The 18175-nt window shown below is 73.6% G+C and carries 16 protein-coding genes; 7 read left to right on the forward strand and 9 right to left on the reverse strand.

Annotation, left to right across the window (positions count from 1 at the left end):
- Positions 1 to 195: 195 nt before the first annotated feature.
- The 3 genes from ACZ6Q9_RS04310 (at position 196) to ACZ6Q9_RS04320 (ending at position 5576) form a co-directional block, all read left to right on the forward strand.
- A complete protein-coding gene (locus ACZ6Q9_RS04310; protein ID WP_393260964.1) occupies positions 196 to 1467 on the forward strand; it encodes a coiled-coil domain-containing protein in 1272 nt (423 codons plus the stop codon).
- Positions 1468 to 1642: 175 nt separating this feature from the next.
- Positions 1643 to 3829, forward strand: a complete 2187-nt coding sequence (locus tag ACZ6Q9_RS04315; protein WP_396827728.1) for a hypothetical protein — start codon at positions 1643 to 1645, stop codon at positions 3827 to 3829.
- A 418-nt stretch (positions 3830 to 4247) separates the two neighbouring features.
- On the forward strand, positions 4248 to 5576 hold the full coding sequence (locus ACZ6Q9_RS04320; protein WP_396827730.1) for an AI-2E family transporter: 1329 nt from the start codon (positions 4248 to 4250) through the stop codon (positions 5574 to 5576).
- Positions 5577 to 5618: 42 nt separating this feature from the next.
- On the opposite strand, the gene ACZ6Q9_RS04325 is transcribed toward ACZ6Q9_RS04320, so the two are convergent.
- From ACZ6Q9_RS04325 to ACZ6Q9_RS04355, 7 genes are all read right to left on the reverse strand, one after another.
- Positions 5619 to 6428, reverse strand: coding sequence for an alpha/beta hydrolase (locus ACZ6Q9_RS04325; protein ID WP_396827732.1), 810 nt, complete (start codon positions 6426 to 6428; stop codon positions 5619 to 5621).
- 66 nt (positions 6429 to 6494) lie between these two features.
- A complete protein-coding gene (locus ACZ6Q9_RS04330) occupies positions 6495 to 6821 on the reverse strand; it encodes a hypothetical protein (RefSeq protein WP_393260973.1) in 327 nt (108 codons plus the stop codon).
- Between the two features lie 56 nt (positions 6822 to 6877).
- The gene (locus ACZ6Q9_RS04335; RefSeq protein WP_393451034.1) at positions 6878 to 7909 is read right to left on the reverse strand and encodes a hypothetical protein; all 1032 of its coding nucleotides are present in this window, start codon (positions 7907 to 7909) and stop codon (positions 6878 to 6880) included.
- The gene (locus tag ACZ6Q9_RS04340; RefSeq protein ID WP_393451031.1) at positions 7906 to 8400 is read right to left on the reverse strand and encodes a SigE family RNA polymerase sigma factor; all 495 of its coding nucleotides are present in this window, start codon (positions 8398 to 8400) and stop codon (positions 7906 to 7908) included. The genes ACZ6Q9_RS04335 and ACZ6Q9_RS04340 overlap by 4 nt, the downstream gene beginning before the upstream one ends.
- Positions 8401 to 8440: 40 nt before the next feature.
- Positions 8441 to 10231, reverse strand: a complete 1791-nt coding sequence (locus ACZ6Q9_RS04345) for a 3-hydroxyacyl-CoA dehydrogenase family protein (protein WP_393451028.1) — start codon at positions 10229 to 10231, stop codon at positions 8441 to 8443.
- A gap of 139 nt (positions 10232 to 10370) precedes the next feature.
- Positions 10371 to 11438 (reverse strand): alpha/beta hydrolase, encoded by a 1068-nt coding sequence (locus ACZ6Q9_RS04350; RefSeq protein ID WP_396827734.1) that lies wholly within the window; start codon positions 11436 to 11438, stop codon positions 10371 to 10373.
- A gap of 74 nt (positions 11439 to 11512) precedes the next feature.
- The gene (locus tag ACZ6Q9_RS04355) at positions 11513 to 12058 is read right to left on the reverse strand and encodes an FHA domain-containing protein (protein WP_393451022.1); all 546 of its coding nucleotides are present in this window, start codon (positions 12056 to 12058) and stop codon (positions 11513 to 11515) included.
- A 324-nt stretch (positions 12059 to 12382) separates the two neighbouring features.
- On the opposite strand from ACZ6Q9_RS04355, the gene ACZ6Q9_RS04360 reads away from it, so the two are divergent.
- Entirely contained in the window at positions 12383 to 13879 is a 1497-nt protein-coding gene (locus tag ACZ6Q9_RS04360; RefSeq protein ID WP_393451019.1) for an aldehyde dehydrogenase family protein, read from the forward strand.
- An 18-nt stretch (positions 13880 to 13897) separates the two neighbouring features.
- On the opposite strand, the gene nucS is transcribed toward ACZ6Q9_RS04360, so the two are convergent.
- Positions 13898 to 14557 carry an endonuclease NucS gene (gene nucS / locus ACZ6Q9_RS04365; RefSeq protein WP_076472317.1) on the reverse strand — a complete coding sequence of 220 codons (660 nt, stop codon included), beginning with the start codon at positions 14555 to 14557 and terminating at the stop codon, positions 13898 to 13900.
- A gap of 71 nt (positions 14558 to 14628) precedes the next feature.
- On the opposite strand from nucS, the gene ACZ6Q9_RS04370 reads away from it, so the two are divergent.
- Positions 14629 to 15246, forward strand: a complete 618-nt coding sequence (locus ACZ6Q9_RS04370) for a DUF4126 domain-containing protein (protein ID WP_393260986.1) — start codon at positions 14629 to 14631, stop codon at positions 15244 to 15246.
- A gap of 130 nt (positions 15247 to 15376) precedes the next feature.
- Here ACZ6Q9_RS04370 and ACZ6Q9_RS04375 read toward each other — a convergent pair whose 3' ends face one another.
- The gene (locus ACZ6Q9_RS04375; protein WP_396827737.1) at positions 15377 to 15973 is read right to left on the reverse strand and encodes a hypothetical protein; all 597 of its coding nucleotides are present in this window, start codon (positions 15971 to 15973) and stop codon (positions 15377 to 15379) included.
- 927 nt (positions 15974 to 16900) lie between these two features.
- On the opposite strand from ACZ6Q9_RS04375, the gene ACZ6Q9_RS04380 reads away from it, so the two are divergent.
- Both ACZ6Q9_RS04380 and ACZ6Q9_RS04385 read left to right on the forward strand, forming a co-directional pair.
- The gene (locus ACZ6Q9_RS04380) at positions 16901 to 17806 is read left to right on the forward strand and encodes a polysaccharide deacetylase family protein (RefSeq protein ID WP_393451014.1); all 906 of its coding nucleotides are present in this window, start codon (positions 16901 to 16903) and stop codon (positions 17804 to 17806) included.
- 61 nt (positions 17807 to 17867) lie between these two features.
- Positions 17868 to 18167, forward strand: a complete 300-nt coding sequence (locus ACZ6Q9_RS04385; protein WP_357459581.1) for a DUF1540 domain-containing protein — start codon at positions 17868 to 17870, stop codon at positions 18165 to 18167.
- The last annotated feature ends 8 nt before the right edge of the window (positions 18168 to 18175 follow it).

The raw sequence follows: 18175 nt of genomic DNA on the forward strand, positions 1-18175 counted from the left end.
GCGACAAAGGGCCGCGGCGATCTCCCGCGGCCCTTTTCCGTAGTCACTCTCTGTGCCGACCGACCCGCCCGGGACCTGCCAAGATCGCCGATTGGTCCCGCCTCCCGGGGCTCCCGTAGTTGACCATGTAAAGAGGACGCGAAAGCTCGGGACCGCTCTTGCGAAGCACCCTGGGGAGTCTGCGAGTATGTCCCAATGCCCCAGCAGTCCTCCCCTCTTGCGTTCTTCGATAACGCGAACTCCCAGCCCGATTTCACCGTCGGCCTACGCGGCTACAACACCCACCAGGTCGATGACTTCATCGGTCGGATGACGGCCGCGCTGACCCAGTCCGAGCAGGCCCGGGCCGAGGCCGAGCAGCGCATGAACGACGCCCAGCGCCGGCTCCGCCAGGCCGAACAGCGCATGAGCACGCTGGAGCAGAAGCTCGCCGACACCAACAAGCAGCTCGAGGAGAACAGCCGGCCCACCCTCTCCGGCCTCGGCACCCGGGTCGAGCAGATCCTGCGGCTGGCCGAGGAGCAGGCCAACGACCACCGCAACGAGGCCAAGCGCGAGTCGGAGGGCATCCTCTCCGCCGCCCGCCTCGAGGCCCGTGAGATCACCGACAAGGCGCGGGCCGAGGCGGCGGCGATGAAGGCCACCGCCGAGCGGGAGGCCGGCACCGTCCGCACCGCCGCCGAGCGGGAGGCCGCCGAGGTCCGCGTCCAGGCCCGGCGCGAGGCCGACACGCTGCGCGCCGACGCCGACCGCGAGACCAAGCAGCTGCGCACGGTCACCGCGCACGAGGTCGCCGAGCTGAAGTCCACCGTCGAGCGCGAGGTCGCCACGCTCCGGGCGACCGCCGAGCGGGAGATCACCCAGCAGCGGGCGAAGGCCGCCCGGGAGGCCGAGGAGAAGCGCGCCGAGGCGACCAAGCTGCTCACCGACGCGCGGGACAAGCGCGACAAGGACCTCCAGGCCCTGGAGCTCCAGCTCGCCGAGCGCCGGGAGAAGGCCGAGCGTGAGGAGTCGGAGCGGCACGCGGCGCAGGTCGCGCAGACCCAGAAGCTGGTCAGCGAGGCGGAGCAGCGGGCGCACGCCGCGCAGGAGCGGGCCAAGGAGATCGAGCAGCGCGCCGAGGCCCGCCGGGTCGAGTCGGAGCGCACCGCCAACGAGACGGTCGACAAGGCCAAGGCGCTCGCCGACAAGACGCTCAGCGAGGCGAAGGCCGAGGCGAAGCGGCTGCTCACCGAGGCGCGCACCGAGGCCGAACTGACCACCCAGGCGGCTCGCCGCGAGGTCGAGGACCTCACCCGGCAGAAGGACGCCGTCACCTCCCAGCTCGGCCAGATGCTCTCCGGCCTTGCCGGCATCGTGCCGGGCGTGCCGGCCGCGCAGCCGGCCGCCCAGGCCGCGCCGGCCAAGCCCGAGGCGAAGAAGGCCGACGGCGCGGACGAGCGGGTGGCGGCCGAGACGTCCAACTGACCGACCCGACCGGGGGGCATGACGACGGCGCGGGGTGACACCGGGTGACCGGTGTGCCCCGCGCCGTATGCGTTTGCCCGTCAGGGAATTGCCCGAGCGTGGCCGCAGTGAAGTAGGTCCCATCCGGGGCGTCCGTATCGCCCCAGCAGAGCCGGATGCGTGTGAGGATGGGGGCATGTCGCACGGCGAGGAACTGTTCGCTCTCGGCGGGGACGTGACCACGGAGCCCAGCTTCGAGTCCGCTCTGCGGGGGTACGAGAAACGACAGGTCGACCGGTACGTCGCTCGTGCGGAGCACGAGATCGCGGCCCTCGCGGCCGAGCGGGAGCAGGCCTACACACAGATCCACAAGCTCGCCGGCCAGGTGGAGGTCCTCCAGCGGGACCTCGCCCAGGCGCGCAAGTCCTCCGGCGCGCTGGAGAACGTCTCCTTCCGGCACCTCGGCCCGCGGGTGGAGCAGATCCTCACCCTCGCCGAGGAGCAGGCCGACGCGGTCCTGGTCGCCGCCAACCAGGAGATCGAGGCGCGCCGGGCCGCCGCCGAAAACATCATCGAGGAGGCGCGCGAGCAGGCCGCCGCCGCGCTCAAGGACTTCGAGATCGCGCTGGCCGCCCGCCGGGCGGAGGAGGAGCGGCACAGCGCGGCCCGCAGGGCCGAGGCGGACGCCGCGGTCCGGGGCGCCAAGGAGGAGGCCGCGCGGCTGGGCAAGGCCGCCCAGGAGGCGCTGGCGAAGGCCCAGCAGGAGGCCACCCAGCTGCGGGACGCGGCCAAGGAGATCCACCACCGGGCCCAGCAGGAGGCGACCAAGCTCCGCGAGGCCGCCAAGGAGGTCCACGCCAGGGCCCAGCAGGAGGCCACCCAGCTCCGCGAGGCGGCCAAGGAGGTCCACGCCAAGGCCCAGCAGGAGTCCAAGCGCCTGGTCGACCAGGCCACCGAGGCGGGCCGGGCCACCCACGCCAAGGCCCAGCGGGACGCCAAGCAGATCATCGACGACGCCGCCCAGGCCGGCCGGGCCACCCGCGACAAGGCCCGGCAGGAGGCGGAGCGGCTCACCACACAGGCGGCCGAGGCGGCCAAGCGCAGCCGCGCCGAGACCGAGGCGTACGTGCAGCGGATGCGCACGGAGACCGAGGCGTACGTGCAGCAGGCCCGGGCGCAGACGCAGCAGGAGCTGGGCGCCTGGCGGGCCGGGGTGGAGCAGGAGGTCAACAGCCGCCGCGAGGCGGCGGACCGCGAGCTGACCCAGCGCCGGACGACCGCCGAGCAGGAGTTCACCAAGCGCCGCGACGACCTGGAGAAGCAGTACAAGACCCGCCTCGCCGAGCTGGAGCAGCAGCACAAGAGCCGGCACGACGAGCTGGAGACCGGGTTCGAGTCGCGCCGCGCCGCGCTGGAGTCGGAGTACACCAGCCGGAAGAACGAGATCGAGCAGGGTGCCGCCGCCGTCCGGCAGGCCGCCGAACGGGACGCGCTGGCGATGCGCCGCCAGGCCGAGGAGGAGGCGGCGACGCTGCTCGGCCGGGCCGAGTCGGAGGCGGCCGAGAAGCGCCGCAAGGCCGACGAGCACGTGGCGACCTCGCGTCGCCAGTTCGAGGAGTACGCGGCGACGACGCAGCAGCACCTGGCCACCACCCAGCAGCACCTCGCCGCCACCCAGCAGGAGGCCGCCGCGAGCCGCCAGCAGCTCGCCCAGGTGATGCTGGAGATCGCGCAGGCCCAGCAGCAGCTCGCCGACCTGCGGCAGGAGACGTGGAAGTCGCGGCAGGAGTCCGACGAGTTGCAGCGGCAGGTGGCCGAGCTGCGGTTGGGGCTGGTCGGTGCGGCCGACGGACCGGGCGGGACAGCCACCGCCGCGGCCGGCCCGGTGGCCGACGGCGGGCCGGCCGGGACCGGCACCGCGACGGCGAACGGCGGGAAGGCGTCGACCGCCGCCGGGGCGGGCGAGGCGAAGAAGGAGGCTACGCCGGCCGGAGCGGCAAAGGAGGCCACGCCGGCCGGAGCGGCAGCGGCTTCGGCGGGTGGGGCCGGGGGCAAGGAGGCCGCCCCGGCCGCGGACGGCAGGCCCGGCGCGGGCAAGGTCGAGCCGGCGGAGGCCGGCCAGCCGGCCAAGGGTCGGATCGAGCCGGCGGACGCCGGGCAGCCGGAGAGCGGCAGGGTCGCCTCCGTGACCACCGTCGACGGCGGCACCGCCAGCGCCGGCGTGGAGGGGGAGCCGACCGTGGCGGCGGTGCCGGGTGAGGCCGGCCGGGGCGCCACCCCGACGAAGATCACCAGCACCGGCGAGAACGGCAAGCGGCCGACGAAGCCGACCACCGACGAGCGCAGCGCCAAGCCGAGCAAGGTCGTCGTCGAGAAGGACTGACCACCCGCCCCGTCGCACGGGCGGGTCGGGTGGTGTGGGCGCTGTCGAGCTGCCCCATCTGTGGGACCACCCGTCACACCAGGCCCGATTGCCTGCCGCCTGATCGGCCGGGTCGAGGCCATGCGGGGCCACGTCCGCCGGGGGCAGGTGTGCCCCGTCTGTGGGGGCAGCTCGACAGCGGCCGGGCGGTGGCATCCTGTGGGATCCGGTCGTGCCCCGTCTGTGAGGGCAGCTCGACAGCGGCCGGGCGGCGGATCCCGTGGGGTGGGCCGGCGGCCGGGCCGACGCGACCCGAGGGACGGACGGGGTCGGTCCGGCGCCCTGACGACCACTACGCTCCTGATCGGAGCCCCCGGACCTGGGGTCCCCGCGCCCGGGGGCCGGCAGGCGCCGGCGGAAGTCGATCAGGGAGGTCCGGATGGCACAGGACGGACCCTCGGCGTCGGGCGCCGACCGGGAGCGGGGGGCCACCCCGGACCCGGCCGGGACGGCCGCCGAGCCGGCGCGGGCCGACGACCCGGGACGGACGCGGGCCGCCGAGCCGGAGGGGGCCGACGACCCGGGACGGACGCGGGCCGCCGAGCCAGAAGGGACGGCCGAGCCCGGGTGGGGACGGGCCGCCGAGCAGGAACGGGCCGGGGCGGTGACCGAGGGCCCGGCGTCGGCGCCGGGCGGCGACGAGCCCCCGGCCGTCGGGCCGGGACGGTTCGGCAGGCCGGGGCGACCGCTGCGGCGCAGCAGCTTCCTGGTCGGCTTCACGGGTGCGGCCGGGGTGCTGCTCGCGTACGCCCTCTATCTGGGCCTGCGCAACGCGGCCGGAATCCTCGTCCTGGTGCTCATCGCGCTCTTCCTCGCCGTGGGCCTGCACCCCGCCGTGGTCCGGCTGAGTTCCTGGGGGCTGCCGCACGGCGCGGCGGTGGCGACGGTCGCGCTGACGGTCGTGCTGCTCCTCTGCGGCGGCGTGTTCGCCCTGGTGCCGCCGATCGTCACGCAGACCGGGCAGTTCGTGGACCAGTTGCCGAGCTACCTGGAGGAGTTGCGCCGCAACCAGACGGTCAACGACCTGGTGGAGCGGTACGACCTGATGGAGCGGCTGCGGAACGCGGCGAACCCGGCCACGATCGGGCAGGCGCTCGGCGGGGTGCTCGGCGGGGCCCAGATGGTCTTCGGCACGGTGTTCCGGGGGCTGACCGTGCTGGTGCTGACGATCTACTTCCTGGCCTACTTCGACCGGCTCCGCGACCTGGGCTACTCGCTGGTGCCCCGGTCCCGCCGGGAGCGGGTGCGGCTGATCGGCGACGAGATCCTGACCAAGGTCGGCGCGTACATGGTGGGCGCGCTCAGCATCGCCGTGCTGGCCGGGGCGACCACGTTCGTCTTCGCGCTGGCCGTCGGGCTGCCGTACCCGTTCGCGCTGGCCGTGGTGGTCGCGGTGACCGACCTCGTCCCGCAGATCGGCGCCACGCTGGGCGCGGTGATCGTCAGCCTGGTCGGCTTCGCCACCGACCTGCCGGTCGGCATCGCCTGCGTGGTGTTCTTCCTGATCTACCAGCAGGTGGAGAACTACCTGATCTATCCCAAGGTCATGCGCCGGTCGGTGGCGGTCAACGAGGTGGCCGCCCTGGTCGCCGCGCTGCTCGGCGTGTCCCTGCTGGGCGTGGTGGGCGCGCTGATCGCGATCCCGGCGGTGGCCGCGTTCCAGCTCATCCTGCGGGAGGTGATCCTGCCCCGGCAGGAGTCCCGTTGACCCCGGCCAGGACCGCGACGACCGCCCCGACCCGCGGGCGGGTCAGCCGGCCTGGCCCGCAGGCGGGCCGGGCACCGGGCGGTCGGCGAAGGAGGCCACCGTGCGGTCGGCGTACGCGCTGACGTCGCCGGTCTCCACCGGGCCGTCCCAGGTGGTCGGCAGCGGCACGGCGGCGGCCGGGGCGACCCGGCGGACCACCTCGTCCAGCACGGTCTCGGCGTCGCCGACCCAGAGGTGCTTCGCGCCGGGCACCCCGACCACCTCGGCCTGCGGCACCGCCGCGAAGCGTTCCCGCGCCTCGTCGGGGCGCAGGTAGTCGTCGAACTCCGGCACCAGGGCGGTCAGCGGCTTGCCGGACGCCGCCCAGTGGTCGAGGTCCGCCGGGGTGGAGTAGCGCAGCGGCGGGGAGAGCAGGATCGCCCCGGTGACCGCCGGGTCGCAGCCGTACTTCAGGGTCAGGTCGGTGCCGAACGACCAGCCGAGCAGCCAGATGTTCGGCAGCTCGGCGAACTCGGCGTACTCGATGGCGGCGGCGACGTCGAAACGCTCGCCGACGGCGTTGTCGAAGGTGCCCTCACTGGTGCCGCGCAGGCTGCTGGTGCCCCGGGTGTTGAAGCGGAGCACCGCCAGGTCGGCCAGGGCCGGCAGGCGCCACGCCGCCTTGCGGAACACGTGGCTGTCCATCATCCCGCCGTGGGTGGGCAGCGGGTGCAGGCAGACGAGGGTGCCCACCGGCTCCCGGTCCAGCGGTCGGGCCAGCTCGCCGACCAGCCGCAGTCCGTCCGCGGTGTGCAGCTCGATGTCCTCGCGATGCCCGGGCAGGATGGTGGACGCGCGGATCGGTGTGCTCACCCGTCCAGTCTCACCCGTGCGGCCGGGGAACGCCGGGCGGGGCGGAAACAGGGTGATCCAGATCGCTCAGCCGTACCTGGGGGCGCCGCGACCGCGCTGGACGACCGGCCCGCGCCGGTCCCGGGCGCGCCAGCAGCCGCTGTGCCAGTGCCGCCGGTCCGTCAGGTCGCCCCGCCCGTCGGCCGGCCACGCCACCAGGTGCGCCACCCCGGGCCGGATCTCCTGGTCGCAGCCCGGGCAGCGGTACGTCTTGGTGGACGCCCCGCCGCTGATTCCGCGCACCTGCCACTCGCCGTCGCGCCACTGCTGCACCGAGGCGACGCCCTGCCGGGCCCGGTCGGAGTCGAGGTGGGCGGTGTCATCGCGGCGGGGTCGGTTGCGACGGGGGCTCACGGTCACCAAGCGTACGGGCCGACCTGTGGGCCGGCCCGGCACGGGCGCACGACCGGTCAGTCCCAGGTCTCCGGGCGGATCGGGTCCTCGGCCACCCGTGCCCCGCCCAGTACGACGGCGGCGTCCTGCTCGGTGAAGCCGTCGAAGGGCCAGCCGAAGTCGGCCACCAGGTGGGCCTGCGGGAAGCCGAGCAGCTCCAGTTGCTCGCCCTGCGGGTAACGGTAGGCGGGCCGGCCGGCGATCGTCCGGTTCCCCTCGGTCCGGCTGCTGGCGATACTGCTCGCGTACTCGAAGGACACGGTCATCTGCCGCTGCTCGTTCGCGGTTACCCGCAGCGACACCCGCAGCGTGTCGGGGAAGGAGTCCGCCTCGACCCGACAGCCGGTGAGCCGGGCGCCGGTGGGCAGCGTGGTCAGCCGCACCGGACCGTCGCAGCGGCGCGCGTCGCCCAGCCGGAGGGCGCGGACCGCCACGTCGACCTCCCGGGCGGTGGCGGCGGTCACGGTGGCCCGGGCGTACAGGCCACGGGTCGGTTGCCAGAGCCGGACCCAGCTGGGCGTGTCTCCCCTGCCCCGGTGCCGGCGGTCGCTGCCGTCGTAGGCCTCCTCGACCGTCATTCCGTTGACCACATCGTGCATGAGCGCGCCGGCGGAGGTGGTCAGCTCGACGGTGACCGCCCGGCCCCCGCCGACGTCGGCCCGGACCAGCTCCACCCCCGACCAGACCTCCCAGCCCAGATAGCGGGCCCGTGCCGGGTCCAACCCGAAGTGCAGCACCTGCGGATCCGTGCCCACCAGGTCGGGCCGGCTCGCGGCCCCCGGTACGCCGTCCGCCCGGGGTGGCGTCACCGCGGAGGTTCCCGGCGCGGCGGCGTGCGGTGGGCGTACCCCCTCCAGCCAGCCGGCGCTGGTGGCGATGGTGAACCCGAGCACCGCCACCAGGCCCACCGCGACCCCCGCGCCGGCCCGACGACGACGGCGGCGGGCCTTTCCCCCGGCGACGGCCCGCGCCGTCAACCGGTCGGTGTCCACCGCCCCCTCGGCGCGCTCGCGCAGCGCCCGTACGATCCGCTCGTCGAGGTCGGTCACGGCCGGCTCCCGTTCGTCGTCGGGAGGCCGCAGCGCTCCCGGAGGTGGGCGAGCGCCCGCATGGCATGGGTGCGGACGGTGACCGGCGAGCAGCCCAGGATCTGGGCGATGGTCGCGTCGTCGAGGTCCTCGTAGTAGCGCAGCACGAGCACCGCCCGCTGCCGTTCCGGCAGCCCGAGGACGAGCCGCCACATCGCGTCCCGGTCGGCGGTCTCGCCGCCGAGGTCGCCGCGCTGCGGCCGCTCGGCGAAGTCGGCCGTCGCCAGTTCCCGGTTCGTACGCCGGCGCCACCAGGAGTGGTTGGCGTTGACCAGCATCCGGCGCACGTACACGTCGGGCCGGTCCGCCCTGGCGATCCGCCGCCAGTGCACGTAGGCGCGGGCGAGGACGTCCTGGGTGAGGTCCTCGGCCCGGTGCTCGTCCCCGGTCAGCAGCCGGGCCAGCCGGATCAGGGCCGGCCCGCGGCTGCTGACGTACTCCTCGAAGGTCACACCATGCAGACGCCGTCACCGGCGCCGGGCGTTGACCCGCTCAGCGACGGGTGTGGTCGCGGAAGCCGCGGCCGCTCTTGCGACCCAGGTAGCCGGCCGTGACCAGGTGCTCCAGCAGCGGGGCGGGCGCGAAGCCCGGCTCACGCAGCTCCAGGTAGAGCTCCCGCTGGATGGCCAGCGAGACGTCCAGGCCGACCACGTCGAGCAGCTCGAACGGGCCCATCGGGTAGCCGCAGCCCAGCTTCATCGCGTAGTCGATGTCGTCGGCGGTGGAGTAGCTGGCCTCCAGCATCTTGACCGCGTCGTTGAGGTACGGGAAGAGCAGCGCGTTGACGACGAAGCCGGACCGGTCGCCGCAGACCACGCCCGTCTTGCCCAGCGCGGCGCAGACGGCGCGGGCGGTGGCGGTCGTCTCGGCCGACGTCCGGATGGTCTGCACGATCTCGACCAGCGGCATGACGGGGGCCGGGTTGAAGAAGTGCAACCCGACCACGTCGGCGGGCCGCTGGGTGGCCATCGCGACGTCGATCACCGGCAGCGACGAGGTGGTGGTGGCGAGCACGACGCCCGGCTTGCAGATCTCGTCGAGGCTGGCGAAGAGGGCCTTCTTGACGCTCAGCTCCTCCACCACGGCCTCGACCACGAGGTCGACGTCCGCGAGGTGCTCCAGGGTGGCCGACCAGTTGACCCGGCCGAGCGCGGCATCCCGGTCGTCCTCGCTGAGCTTGCCGCGCACCACGCCCTTGTTGAGCGAGGTCTTGACCGCCTCGCAGACCTTCGCGGACTTCTCCGCGCCCCGGGTCACCGAAACGACCTCGTAGCCGGCCTTGGCGAAGACCTCGATGATGCCGGTGGCCATCGTCCCGGAGCCCACCACGCCCACCTTCGCGATGGCCCGCGCGCCGTCGGCCAGCGCCGGCTCCGCCGCCACGGGCGTCCGCTCGTCCGGTACGACCTTCGGGGAGCCCGGCCGCTCGTAGGTGTAGAAGCCCCGGCCGGACTTGCGGCCGAGCAGCCCGGCGGTGACCATCTGCTTGATCAGCGGCACGGGGGCGTGCCGGCGGTCCCGGCCGCCGCGCCGGTACATGGTGTCCAGGATTTCGTACGCGGTGTCCAGGCCGATCAGGTCCATCAGCGCCAGCGGGCCCATCGGCAGGCCGCAGCCGAGCTTCATGGCCGCGTCGATGTCCTCGCGGGTGGCGTAGTGCGACTCGAACATGCCGACGGCGTGGTTGAGGTAGCCGAAGAGCAGCGCGTTGGCGATGAAGCCGGCGCGGTCGTTGATGGTCACGTCGACCTTGCCGAGCCGCTCGCAGAGCGCCTCCACGTCGGCGACCACGTCGGCGGAGGTGACCACCGTCCGGACCACCTCGACGAGCTTCATGACCGGGGCCGGGTTGAAGAAGTGGATGCCGATCACCTGGTTGGGCCGGCTGGTGGCGACGGAGATCTCGGTGACGCTCAGCGACGAGGTGTTGGTGGCCAGGATCGCCTCGGGCTTGCAGACCCGGTCCAGCTCGGCGAAGATCCGCTGCTTGAGGTCCAGGTGCTCGGGCACCGCCTCGATGACGAGGTCCACCGAGTGCAGCGCGTCCAGCCCGACCTGCCAGTGGACCCGGCTCAGCAGCGCGTCCCGGTCCGCCTCGGCGAGCTTGCCCTTGGCCACGGCCCGGTCCGTCGAGCCGGTCAGGGTGGCCCGGCCGCGCTCCAGCGCGCCCTCGGAGATCTCGACCGCGACGACGTCGACGCCGTTGCGCGCGAATACCTCGACGATGCCGGCACCCATGGTGCCCAGACCCACAACGCCCACGCTGGTGAACTCGCGCGCCACGACCGGCCTCCCCAATGCTCCGCACAGCCGCGTGAACGGCCACTAAGGTTATGCGCGCGAGTCTGCCACGTGACGTTCGGTTGTCGAGACGCGGTGGGGTATTTCACGAGCGGTGCGGCCCGTCGTCGGCCGCCCGTCGTCAGGCCGCCCCGCCGGTCAGCTGGAGCAACTCGGCGACGAACTCGGCCGGCCGTTCCAGGTGCGGGCTGTGCCCACAGCCGGGCAGCAGCACCTCCCGGTACGCGCCGCCGGCCGCCGCGTAGCGCTCCAGCACCACCCGGGTCTGCCCCACCATCGGCTGCGCCGGGCAGGCATCCGCCCCCGGCCAGCCCGGCACCGCGCCGAGCGAGCCCAGGTGGGCCAGGTCGAACAGCGAGGTGTCCGAGACGATCACGTCGGCGTCCCCGTGGATCCAGGTGACCGGCGGCTTGCCGGCGACGGCCACGAGTTCGTCGGCGACCCGGAAGTACGCCGGGGAGAGCGCGTTGAGCACCCCGCGCCGGCCCGGGGCGGTGCCGGGCCAGTTCGCCGAGTCCACCGCCGTGCCCGGATAGTTGTCGTCGCCCGTCGCGGTGGTGAGGAGGGTGTCCAGCAGCAGTTCCTCGTCGTCGCCGAGCGAGGCCGGGTCCGCCACGTAGGTGGCCCGCAGCACGTTGCGCGGGCTGGCCTGGCTGTCCGCGCCCCGGTCGCCGGCGGCCAGCCGCTTGACGAACTCCGCGTTGGCCGTGCCCGCCCCGGTGCCGGCGAAGTCGGGCGTGGTGGGCGTGCCGGCCAGGTCGCGCGTGCCCCCGAAGCCGTACGGCGAGACCGGCGCGGCGAGCAGCAGCGCGGCCACCCGGTCGGGGTGGTCGACCAGCAGCCGCATGGCCACTCCCCCGCCCAACGAGTGCCCGACCACCACCGGCCGGGCGCCGGGCGCGAACAGGGACGGCTCGTCCAGCAGCGCGGCGAGGTCGTCGGAGAAGTCGGTCAACCCCCGGGTCGCGTCCACCGGGGCGGTGTCGGTGTACCCGTAGCCCCGCAGGTCGGGCGCGACCACCCGGAGGGTGTCCGGTAGCCGCCGCACCAGCGGTTTCCAGAACGCCGCGGACGAGCAGTTGCCGTGGACCAGGAGCACGGGCACGCCGTCCGGCGGCCCGGCCACCCGCACCGCCTGGGTGATCCCGTTCGCCGACACGAGCTGCTGTCCGGTCTCCATCCGCGGCATGCTGCCACGACGCCCCGGCCGCGTCCATGGGCCCTTTCACCATGTTCGGTGGTCGGGAGGTGTGCGGCGACAGGTCAGGACGGAGCGGGCCCCAGCGCGCCCACCGGCAGCGGCGGCACCGCGTCGGAACCCTGGAGGGCCGGCATCGCGGCCGACAGCGGCGGCACCGGCTGGGCAGCCTGCCGGGCGGGGGTCACGAGGGGGTCGGCGCCCGGGAGGGCCGGGGTCGCGATCGGCAGCGGCAGCGTCGGGCGGTGGTCCCGGCGCGGCTGGCCGAAGCTGAGCCCCACCGGATCGGTCCGCGCCACGCCCGGGTCGAAGAGGCGCAGCTCCGTGCGCCCGACCCGGATCACGTCCCCGTCGGCCAACCGCTCCACGCCGGTGATCCGCCGGTCGTTCAGCCAGGTGCCGTTGGTCGAGCCCAGGTCCACCAGGCAGGCGCCCTCGTCCGTCAGCCAGACCTCGGCGTGCCGGCGGCTCAGGTGCGCGTCGGGCACGACGACGTCGGCCGTCGGCACCCGGCCGATCACCTGCCGCACCGGGCCGACCCGGAAACTCAGCCCCCGCATCGCCCCGCCCGCCACCGTCAGCAACGGCATCAGTTCCGGACGCTCCTCCATGGACAGTCAGCCCCCCACCCCGCACGGTCACCCCGCGCGTCAGCCTGCCACCACACGGTGGTCGCCCTCGACCGCCGGGCGGTCACCTCCACGCCCCCGGCCGGACACCTCCCGTTCGCCGGTTCGGCGTCCACCGGCTGACAAGGACCGCAAAACAGTCCCGGCCGGCCGGACGCCCCGACCATGTCCACGGAATCGGGCACCACCTCGTTCAACGAGGCCTGACGGCGGGCCATGACCTCTGCCATACGGGCGACCCGGCGGACCGGAACCAGCGGGCGCGCCACCCTACCGGCGAGTAATCCTCAGGTCTAGACTTCCGTCATGACGGCTGTGCATGCCCCGGGAACCCCGGTCATCGAGGACGGTCGGCTGGTGTCGACGAGCCCGGCGACCGGCGCGGAGGTCGGTCGCCTGCCGGTGGCGACCGCCGAGGACGTCGCGCGGGCGGTCGACCGCGCCCGCCCGGCCGGCGAGTGGTGGGCCGGGGTCGGCTTCGCCGGGCGCAGGGAGCGGCTGCTGCGGTGGCGGGCCCTGCTCGCCCGGCGGATCGAGGAGCTGGCCGAGCTGGTGCACGCCGAGGGCGGCAAGCCGTTGGCCGACGCCGTCGTGGAGATCGTCAGCGCCGTCGAGCACGTCGACTGGGCGGCCCGCAACGCCCGCCGGGTGCTGGGCCCCCGCCGGGTCCGCTCGCGGCTCGTCCTGGCCGAGTTCTCCGCCCACCTCGAATACCAGCCGCACGGGGTGATCGGCGTGATCGGGCCGTGGAACTATCCCGTCTTCACCCCGATCGGCTCCGTCGCGTACGCGCTCGCGGCCGGGAACGCCGTGGTGCTGAAGCCCAGCGAGTACACCCCCGCCGTCGGGCAGTGGCTGGTCGACACGTTCGCCGAGGTGGTGCCGGAGCACCCGGTGTTCACCGCGGTGCACGGGCTCGGCGACGTCGGCGCCGCACTCTGCCGCTCCGGGGTGGGCAAGGTGGCCTTCACCGGCTCGTCCGCCACCGCCAGGAAGGTGATGGCGGCCTGCGCCGAGTCGTTGACGCCCGTGCTGCTGGAGGCGGGCGGCAAGGACGCGATGATCGTCGACGCCGACGCCGACCTGGACGCCGCCGCCGAGGCCTGCGTCTGGGGCGCGCTCACCAACGCCGGCCAGACCTGCATCGGCATCGAGCGGGTCTACGCGGTCGAGCCGGTCTTCGACGCCTTCGTCGGGAAGGTGGTCGAGCGGGCCGGCCGGTTGACCGTCGGCCCCGACGACGCCGACATCGGCCCGATCACCATGCCGAGCCAGCTCGACGTGATCCGCCGGCACATCGACGACGCGCTGGCCCGGGGCGGCCGGGCGGTGCTGGGCGGCGCCGACGCGGTGCAGCCGCCGTACGTGCGCCCGACCGTGCTGGTGGACGTCCCGGAGGACTCACTCGCCGTACGCGAGGAGACCTTCGGCCCGACCCTGACCGTCAACCGGGTCCGCGACGCCGACGAGGCCGTCGCCCGGGCCAACGCCCTGTCGTACGGCCTGGGGGGTTCGGTCTTCGGCCGGCGGCGCGCGGTGGCCATCGCCCGGCGGCTGCGCTCGGGGATGGCGTCGGTCAACTCGACGCTGACCTTCGCCGGGATGTCCACGCTGCCGTTCGGCGGCGTCGGCGACTCCGGCTTCGGTCGCATCCACGGCGAGGACGGGCTGCGCGAGTTCAGCCGCGCCAAGGCGATCACCCGCCGGCGGGCCCGGTCGCTGCTGGCCTCCACGACCTTCGAGCGGACGCCGGCCGACGTCGCCCGGCTCGTCAGGGCCATCAAGGCGATGTACGGCCGGTGAGCCCTGGGGCGGAGGGCGTCAGAAGAGGGTGAGTTCGTCCCGCTCGATGCCGCGCAGCTTGTCGTAGTCCACGACGACGCAGCGGATGCCCCGGTCGGTGGCGAGCACCCTGGCCTGCGGCTTGATCTCCTGCGCGGCGAACACCCCGGCGACGGGCGCGAGCAGCGGGTCGCGGTTCATCAGCTCCAGGTACCGGGTGAGCTGCTCCACGCCGTCGATCTCGCCGCGCCGCTTCACCTCCACCGCCACGGCACCCTGGTTGGCGTCCCGACAGAGCAGGTCCACCGGGCCGATGGCCGTCATGTACTCCCGGCGGACCAGCGTGAACCCCTCGCCGAGGGTCTCCGGGTTGGCCGCCAGCAGCTCCTGGAGGTGCGCCTCCACGCCGTCCTTGCGCAGGCCCGGGTCGACGCCCAGCTCGTACGAGGTGTCCTGGAAGATCTCCTCAAGGGTGATCCGCAGCTCCTCGCCGGCCTTGTTGACGACCCGCCAGACGCCGGGGGCCTCCTCCAGCCGGCAGGGCGGGCTCATCCAGTTCAGCGGCTTGTACGCCCGGTCGTCGGCGTGGATCGACACCGACCCGTCCGCCTTCACCATCAACAACCGGGTGGCCGGCGGCAGGTGGGCCGAGAGCCGTCCGACGTAGTCCACCGAGCACTTCGCAATCACCAACCGCACCCGACGAGGGTAGCGGAGGCCCCGGCCCGCGCCACCGAGCGGCACTGGCGTGGCGGTGGGATGCTGAGTCGGTGCTCGAAGTTCTCACCGGTACCGGCCTCGCCGCCTCAGCGGGGCTGAACGCCTACATCCCCCTGCTCACCATGGGGTTGCTGGCCCGCCACACCAGCCTGATCGACCTGCCCGCCGGCTGGCAGTGGCTCGGCAACGGCTGGGTGCTCGCCATCCTGGCGGTGCTGCTGGTCATCGAGGTCGTGGCCGACAAGGTGCCCGTGGTCGACCACGTCAACGACGTGGTGCAGACCGTGGTCCGGCCCACCGCTGGTGGCCTGGCCTTCGGCGCGGGCTCGTCGTCGGAGACGGTGACGGTGAGCGACCCGGGGAGCTTCTTCTCCTCCCACCAGTGGGTCCCGGTGGTGACCGGGGTGCTGATCGCCCTCGGCGTGCACCTGCTGAAGTCCGCCGCCCGACCGGTCGTCAACGCGACCACGGCCGGCGTCGGTGCCCCGGTGGCCAGCACCGCCGAGGACGCCACCAGCGTGGTCATGTCGATGGTGGCGATCATCCTGCCGGTGCTGGTGCTGGCGTTCCTGCTCGGGCTGGTCCTCTTCGTCGTCTGGTTCCTGCGTCGCCGGTCCGACCGACGCCGCGAACGTCAGGCGGCCCGGGCCGCCGGCTTCCGCGTCTGACCCTCGTACGCACCGACGGCCGGCCACCCCGCGTGGGGTGCCGGCCGTCGTCGGTGGTGGAGATGTGCCGCTGGCCGGCACCCGTGTCGGGCGCCGGCCAGCGATCCCCCTTGTGGTGAATGTCGGTGTGTCAGCTGTTCCAGTGCTCGCCGACCAGGTCGGCGGCCTGCTGCTCCCACTGGGCGTAGTGGTCCGGGTACGCCGACACCTGCACGGTCTGCGCGGCCTCGGTCAGCGGCATGTCCTGCCACCCGTCGACCTGCTTCAGGCCCTTCAGGAACGCCGTGGTCGAGTACTCCGGGTCGGTGATCTGCTCCACCGTGCCCCAACCGCTCGACGGGCGCTGCTGGAACAGACCCAGCGAGTCGTGGTCGTTGCGGTCACCCAGATGACCCAGGTTCTCCAGCTTCGACTCCTGCAACGCCGTCGCGATCGACACCACCGCGGCCCGCTCGTCCATCCCGGCCTTCTTCGTCGCCGCAATGATCGCCTTCACGTTGGCGACCTGCTCGTCGGTCAGGTCGATGCGCGACTGCGCACCCTGCACGCCATGCGGGATCAGCTTCGACTTGTCCACGGCCGGCTTGTCAGCCTGCACCGCCACCGCCACAGGCTTACCCGACTCGACCGTCGGGGCGGCGTGAGCAGCAGCCGGACCGGCGAACACACCACCGGCAAAAGCCAGACCAGCAACACCAAGAACGCTCTTACGCAGGATCGTGTTCATCAGACGCTCCATTCGGGGGTTGGCACCACACGCCGAAGGGGGTTCAGCGGGGCGCAAGCACCGTCCGGCGCTCAAGAAATCGGGGGATCCGGCGCGTCACGCGCCGGGAAGAATCAGACCGGCCGTGAAGACCGGGAGCGGCCCGCGCAGGGCGAGGGGGTCGTCCTTCACTGGCCGGGACCATGTGTAACGACCGGCGGCCCACCAACATTCCGGGGGCCCGCACGCCAGCCCGCCGGAGGGCGGGGGTCTTGCTCGGCCGTACGCAGGGTGTAACGACCCCGCCCCCGCCACGATTCCGCCCCCACGATGCCCCCGGTCACACCCCGAACCGGACCCACGGGACACTGCCACCCGACCCCTGTCGAGCTGCCCTCACAGACGGGACACAACCGGACCCACGGGACGACGCCGCACGTGCCGCCGCCCGGCTCCTGTCGAGCTGCCCTCACAGATGGGGCACAACATGCCGCCGCAGGCGACCGAGCCTGCTGTGACGGGGGTGGTCCCACAGACGGGGCAGCTCGACAGCGCCCACCGCACCCACCCCACCGGCCCGGTCAAGAGCGGGCCGACGGGCCGCGACCTCGCGGTCGACACCTCGCCACCGCATCGCCGTCGCCTCCCGACGGACGTCCCGACGGGCCTCCCCCACGGCCAATGCCGGACAACGGACAGCCAGGCACGGACGGCACGCGACCACCGACGGGGTGTGGCCCGCCGTGCCCGGCGCAGGGATCAAGCCTGACCGCCCGGAGCCGGGCACGGCGGGCCACACCCCACCCACCACGCACCACACCCCACCACCACGCACCGCAACCCAACAACCCCGGCCACGACCACACGCCGCAACCCACACCCCACCACGACCGCACACCACCCCACGCCCGGCACCCGGACAACACGAAGCGCTGACATCATCTCCCGGTGCCCGTGAAGATCCCCCGCGTTCCGCTCGCCGCCGCCACCATCGCCGCCGTGATCGCCGCCGCGGCGCTCCTCGCCGGCCCGGTCCCCCTCCGCACCCCGACCGCCACCGGCATCGTCCCGATCCCCACAGCGCAGCCACAGTCCCCGTCGTCGGGGCCGACGCCCACCCCGACGACCCCGGGCACGGCCCCGCCCGCCCCGACGACCCCGGGCGCGACCCCGCCCGGCACAAGGCCACCCGTCGTGGACCACGGGCCGCGTGTGGGGAACAGGGTGGCGCTCACCTTCGACGCGGACATGACGGACGCGATGCGTTACCAGTTGCGCAGCGGCGCGGTGCGGTCGTACGCGAACCTGAAGATCATCGACCTGCTGGAGCGGGAGCGGGTGCCGGCCACGTTCTTCCTGACCGGCAAGTGGGTCGAGCAGTACCCGGCGGTGACCCGGCGGCTCGCCGCGAACCCGCGCTTCGAGCTGGCCAACCACACGTACGGGCACCTGGCCTTCACCCCGGACTGCTACGGCCTGCCCCGGATTCCGGAGCGGGAGATGACGGCCGACGTGGCGCGGACGTTCGACGTGGTCGCCGCGTACGGCGGGCGGCAGACCCGGTACTTCCGCTTCCCGGGGCTGTGCCACGACCGGAAGGCGCTGGACGCGCTGGCGCCGTTGGGGGTGACCGTGGTCGACGGCGACGTGGTGAGCGGCGATCCGTTCGCGAAGTCGTGGCGGCCGGTCGTGCGGGCGGCGCTGGACGGGGTGCGCCCCGGGTCGGTGATCGTCCTGCACGTGACGGAGGCGAACGCGCCGATGACGGACGAGGCGCTGCCGCACATCCTGGCGGGGCTGGCCGAGCGCGGCCTGGAGCCGGCTCCGCTGTCGGAGGTGCTCGGGCAGGGCTGAATCCGCCTCGCCAACCCCACCAAAAGCCTAAAGTCGGGGCAAGACTCTAGAGGAGGTCGGCATGACCGCAGCGATGGAGATGCCCCGGGTCCAGGAGTGTGTGGTTTCGGCCTGCGCGTACAACCACACCGGCGACTGCCACGCCTTCGCCATCACGATCGGCAGCATGGACCACGCGCACTGCCACACGTTCATCGAGATGCCCGCCGTCCGGGCCGGCGTGGACGGCCTCATCGCTCAGGTCGGCGCCTGCCAGCGGGCCGACTGCCGGCACAACGACCAGTTGGAGTGCCACGCGCCGGCGATCAAGGTCGGCCCGGACAACGACATGGCCGACTGCATGACCTACATCACCCGCTGACCGCCCGT

It is taken from the genome of Micromonospora sp. NPDC049139, assembly GCF_055586845.1.

Excerpts from the sequence above, each read along its gene's own strand:
- ACZ6Q9_RS04310 (WP_393260964.1), top strand. The coding sequence starts at position 196 with ATGCCCCAGCAGTCCTCCCCTCTTGCGTTCTTCGATAACGCGAACTCC.
- ACZ6Q9_RS04315 (WP_396827728.1), top strand. The coding sequence starts at position 1,643 with ATGTCGCACGGCGAGGAACTGTTCGCTCTCGGCGGGGACGTGACCACG.
- ACZ6Q9_RS04320 (WP_396827730.1), top strand. The coding sequence starts at position 4,248 with ATGGCACAGGACGGACCCTCGGCGTCGGGCGCCGACCGGGAGCGGGGG.
- ACZ6Q9_RS04350 (WP_396827734.1), bottom strand. The coding sequence starts at position 11,438 with ATGCCGCGGATGGAGACCGGACAGCAGCTCGTGTCGGCGAACGGGATC.
- ACZ6Q9_RS04355 (WP_393451022.1), bottom strand. The coding sequence starts at position 12,058 with ATGGAGGAGCGTCCGGAACTGATGCCGTTGCTGACGGTGGCGGGCGGG.
- ACZ6Q9_RS04360 (WP_393451019.1), top strand. The coding sequence starts at position 12,383 with ATGACGGCTGTGCATGCCCCGGGAACCCCGGTCATCGAGGACGGTCGG.
- ACZ6Q9_RS04375 (WP_396827737.1), bottom strand. The coding sequence starts at position 15,973 with ATGAACACGATCCTGCGTAAGAGCGTTCTTGGTGTTGCTGGTCTGGCT.
- ACZ6Q9_RS04385 (WP_357459581.1), top strand. The coding sequence starts at position 17,868 with ATGACCGCAGCGATGGAGATGCCCCGGGTCCAGGAGTGTGTGGTTTCG.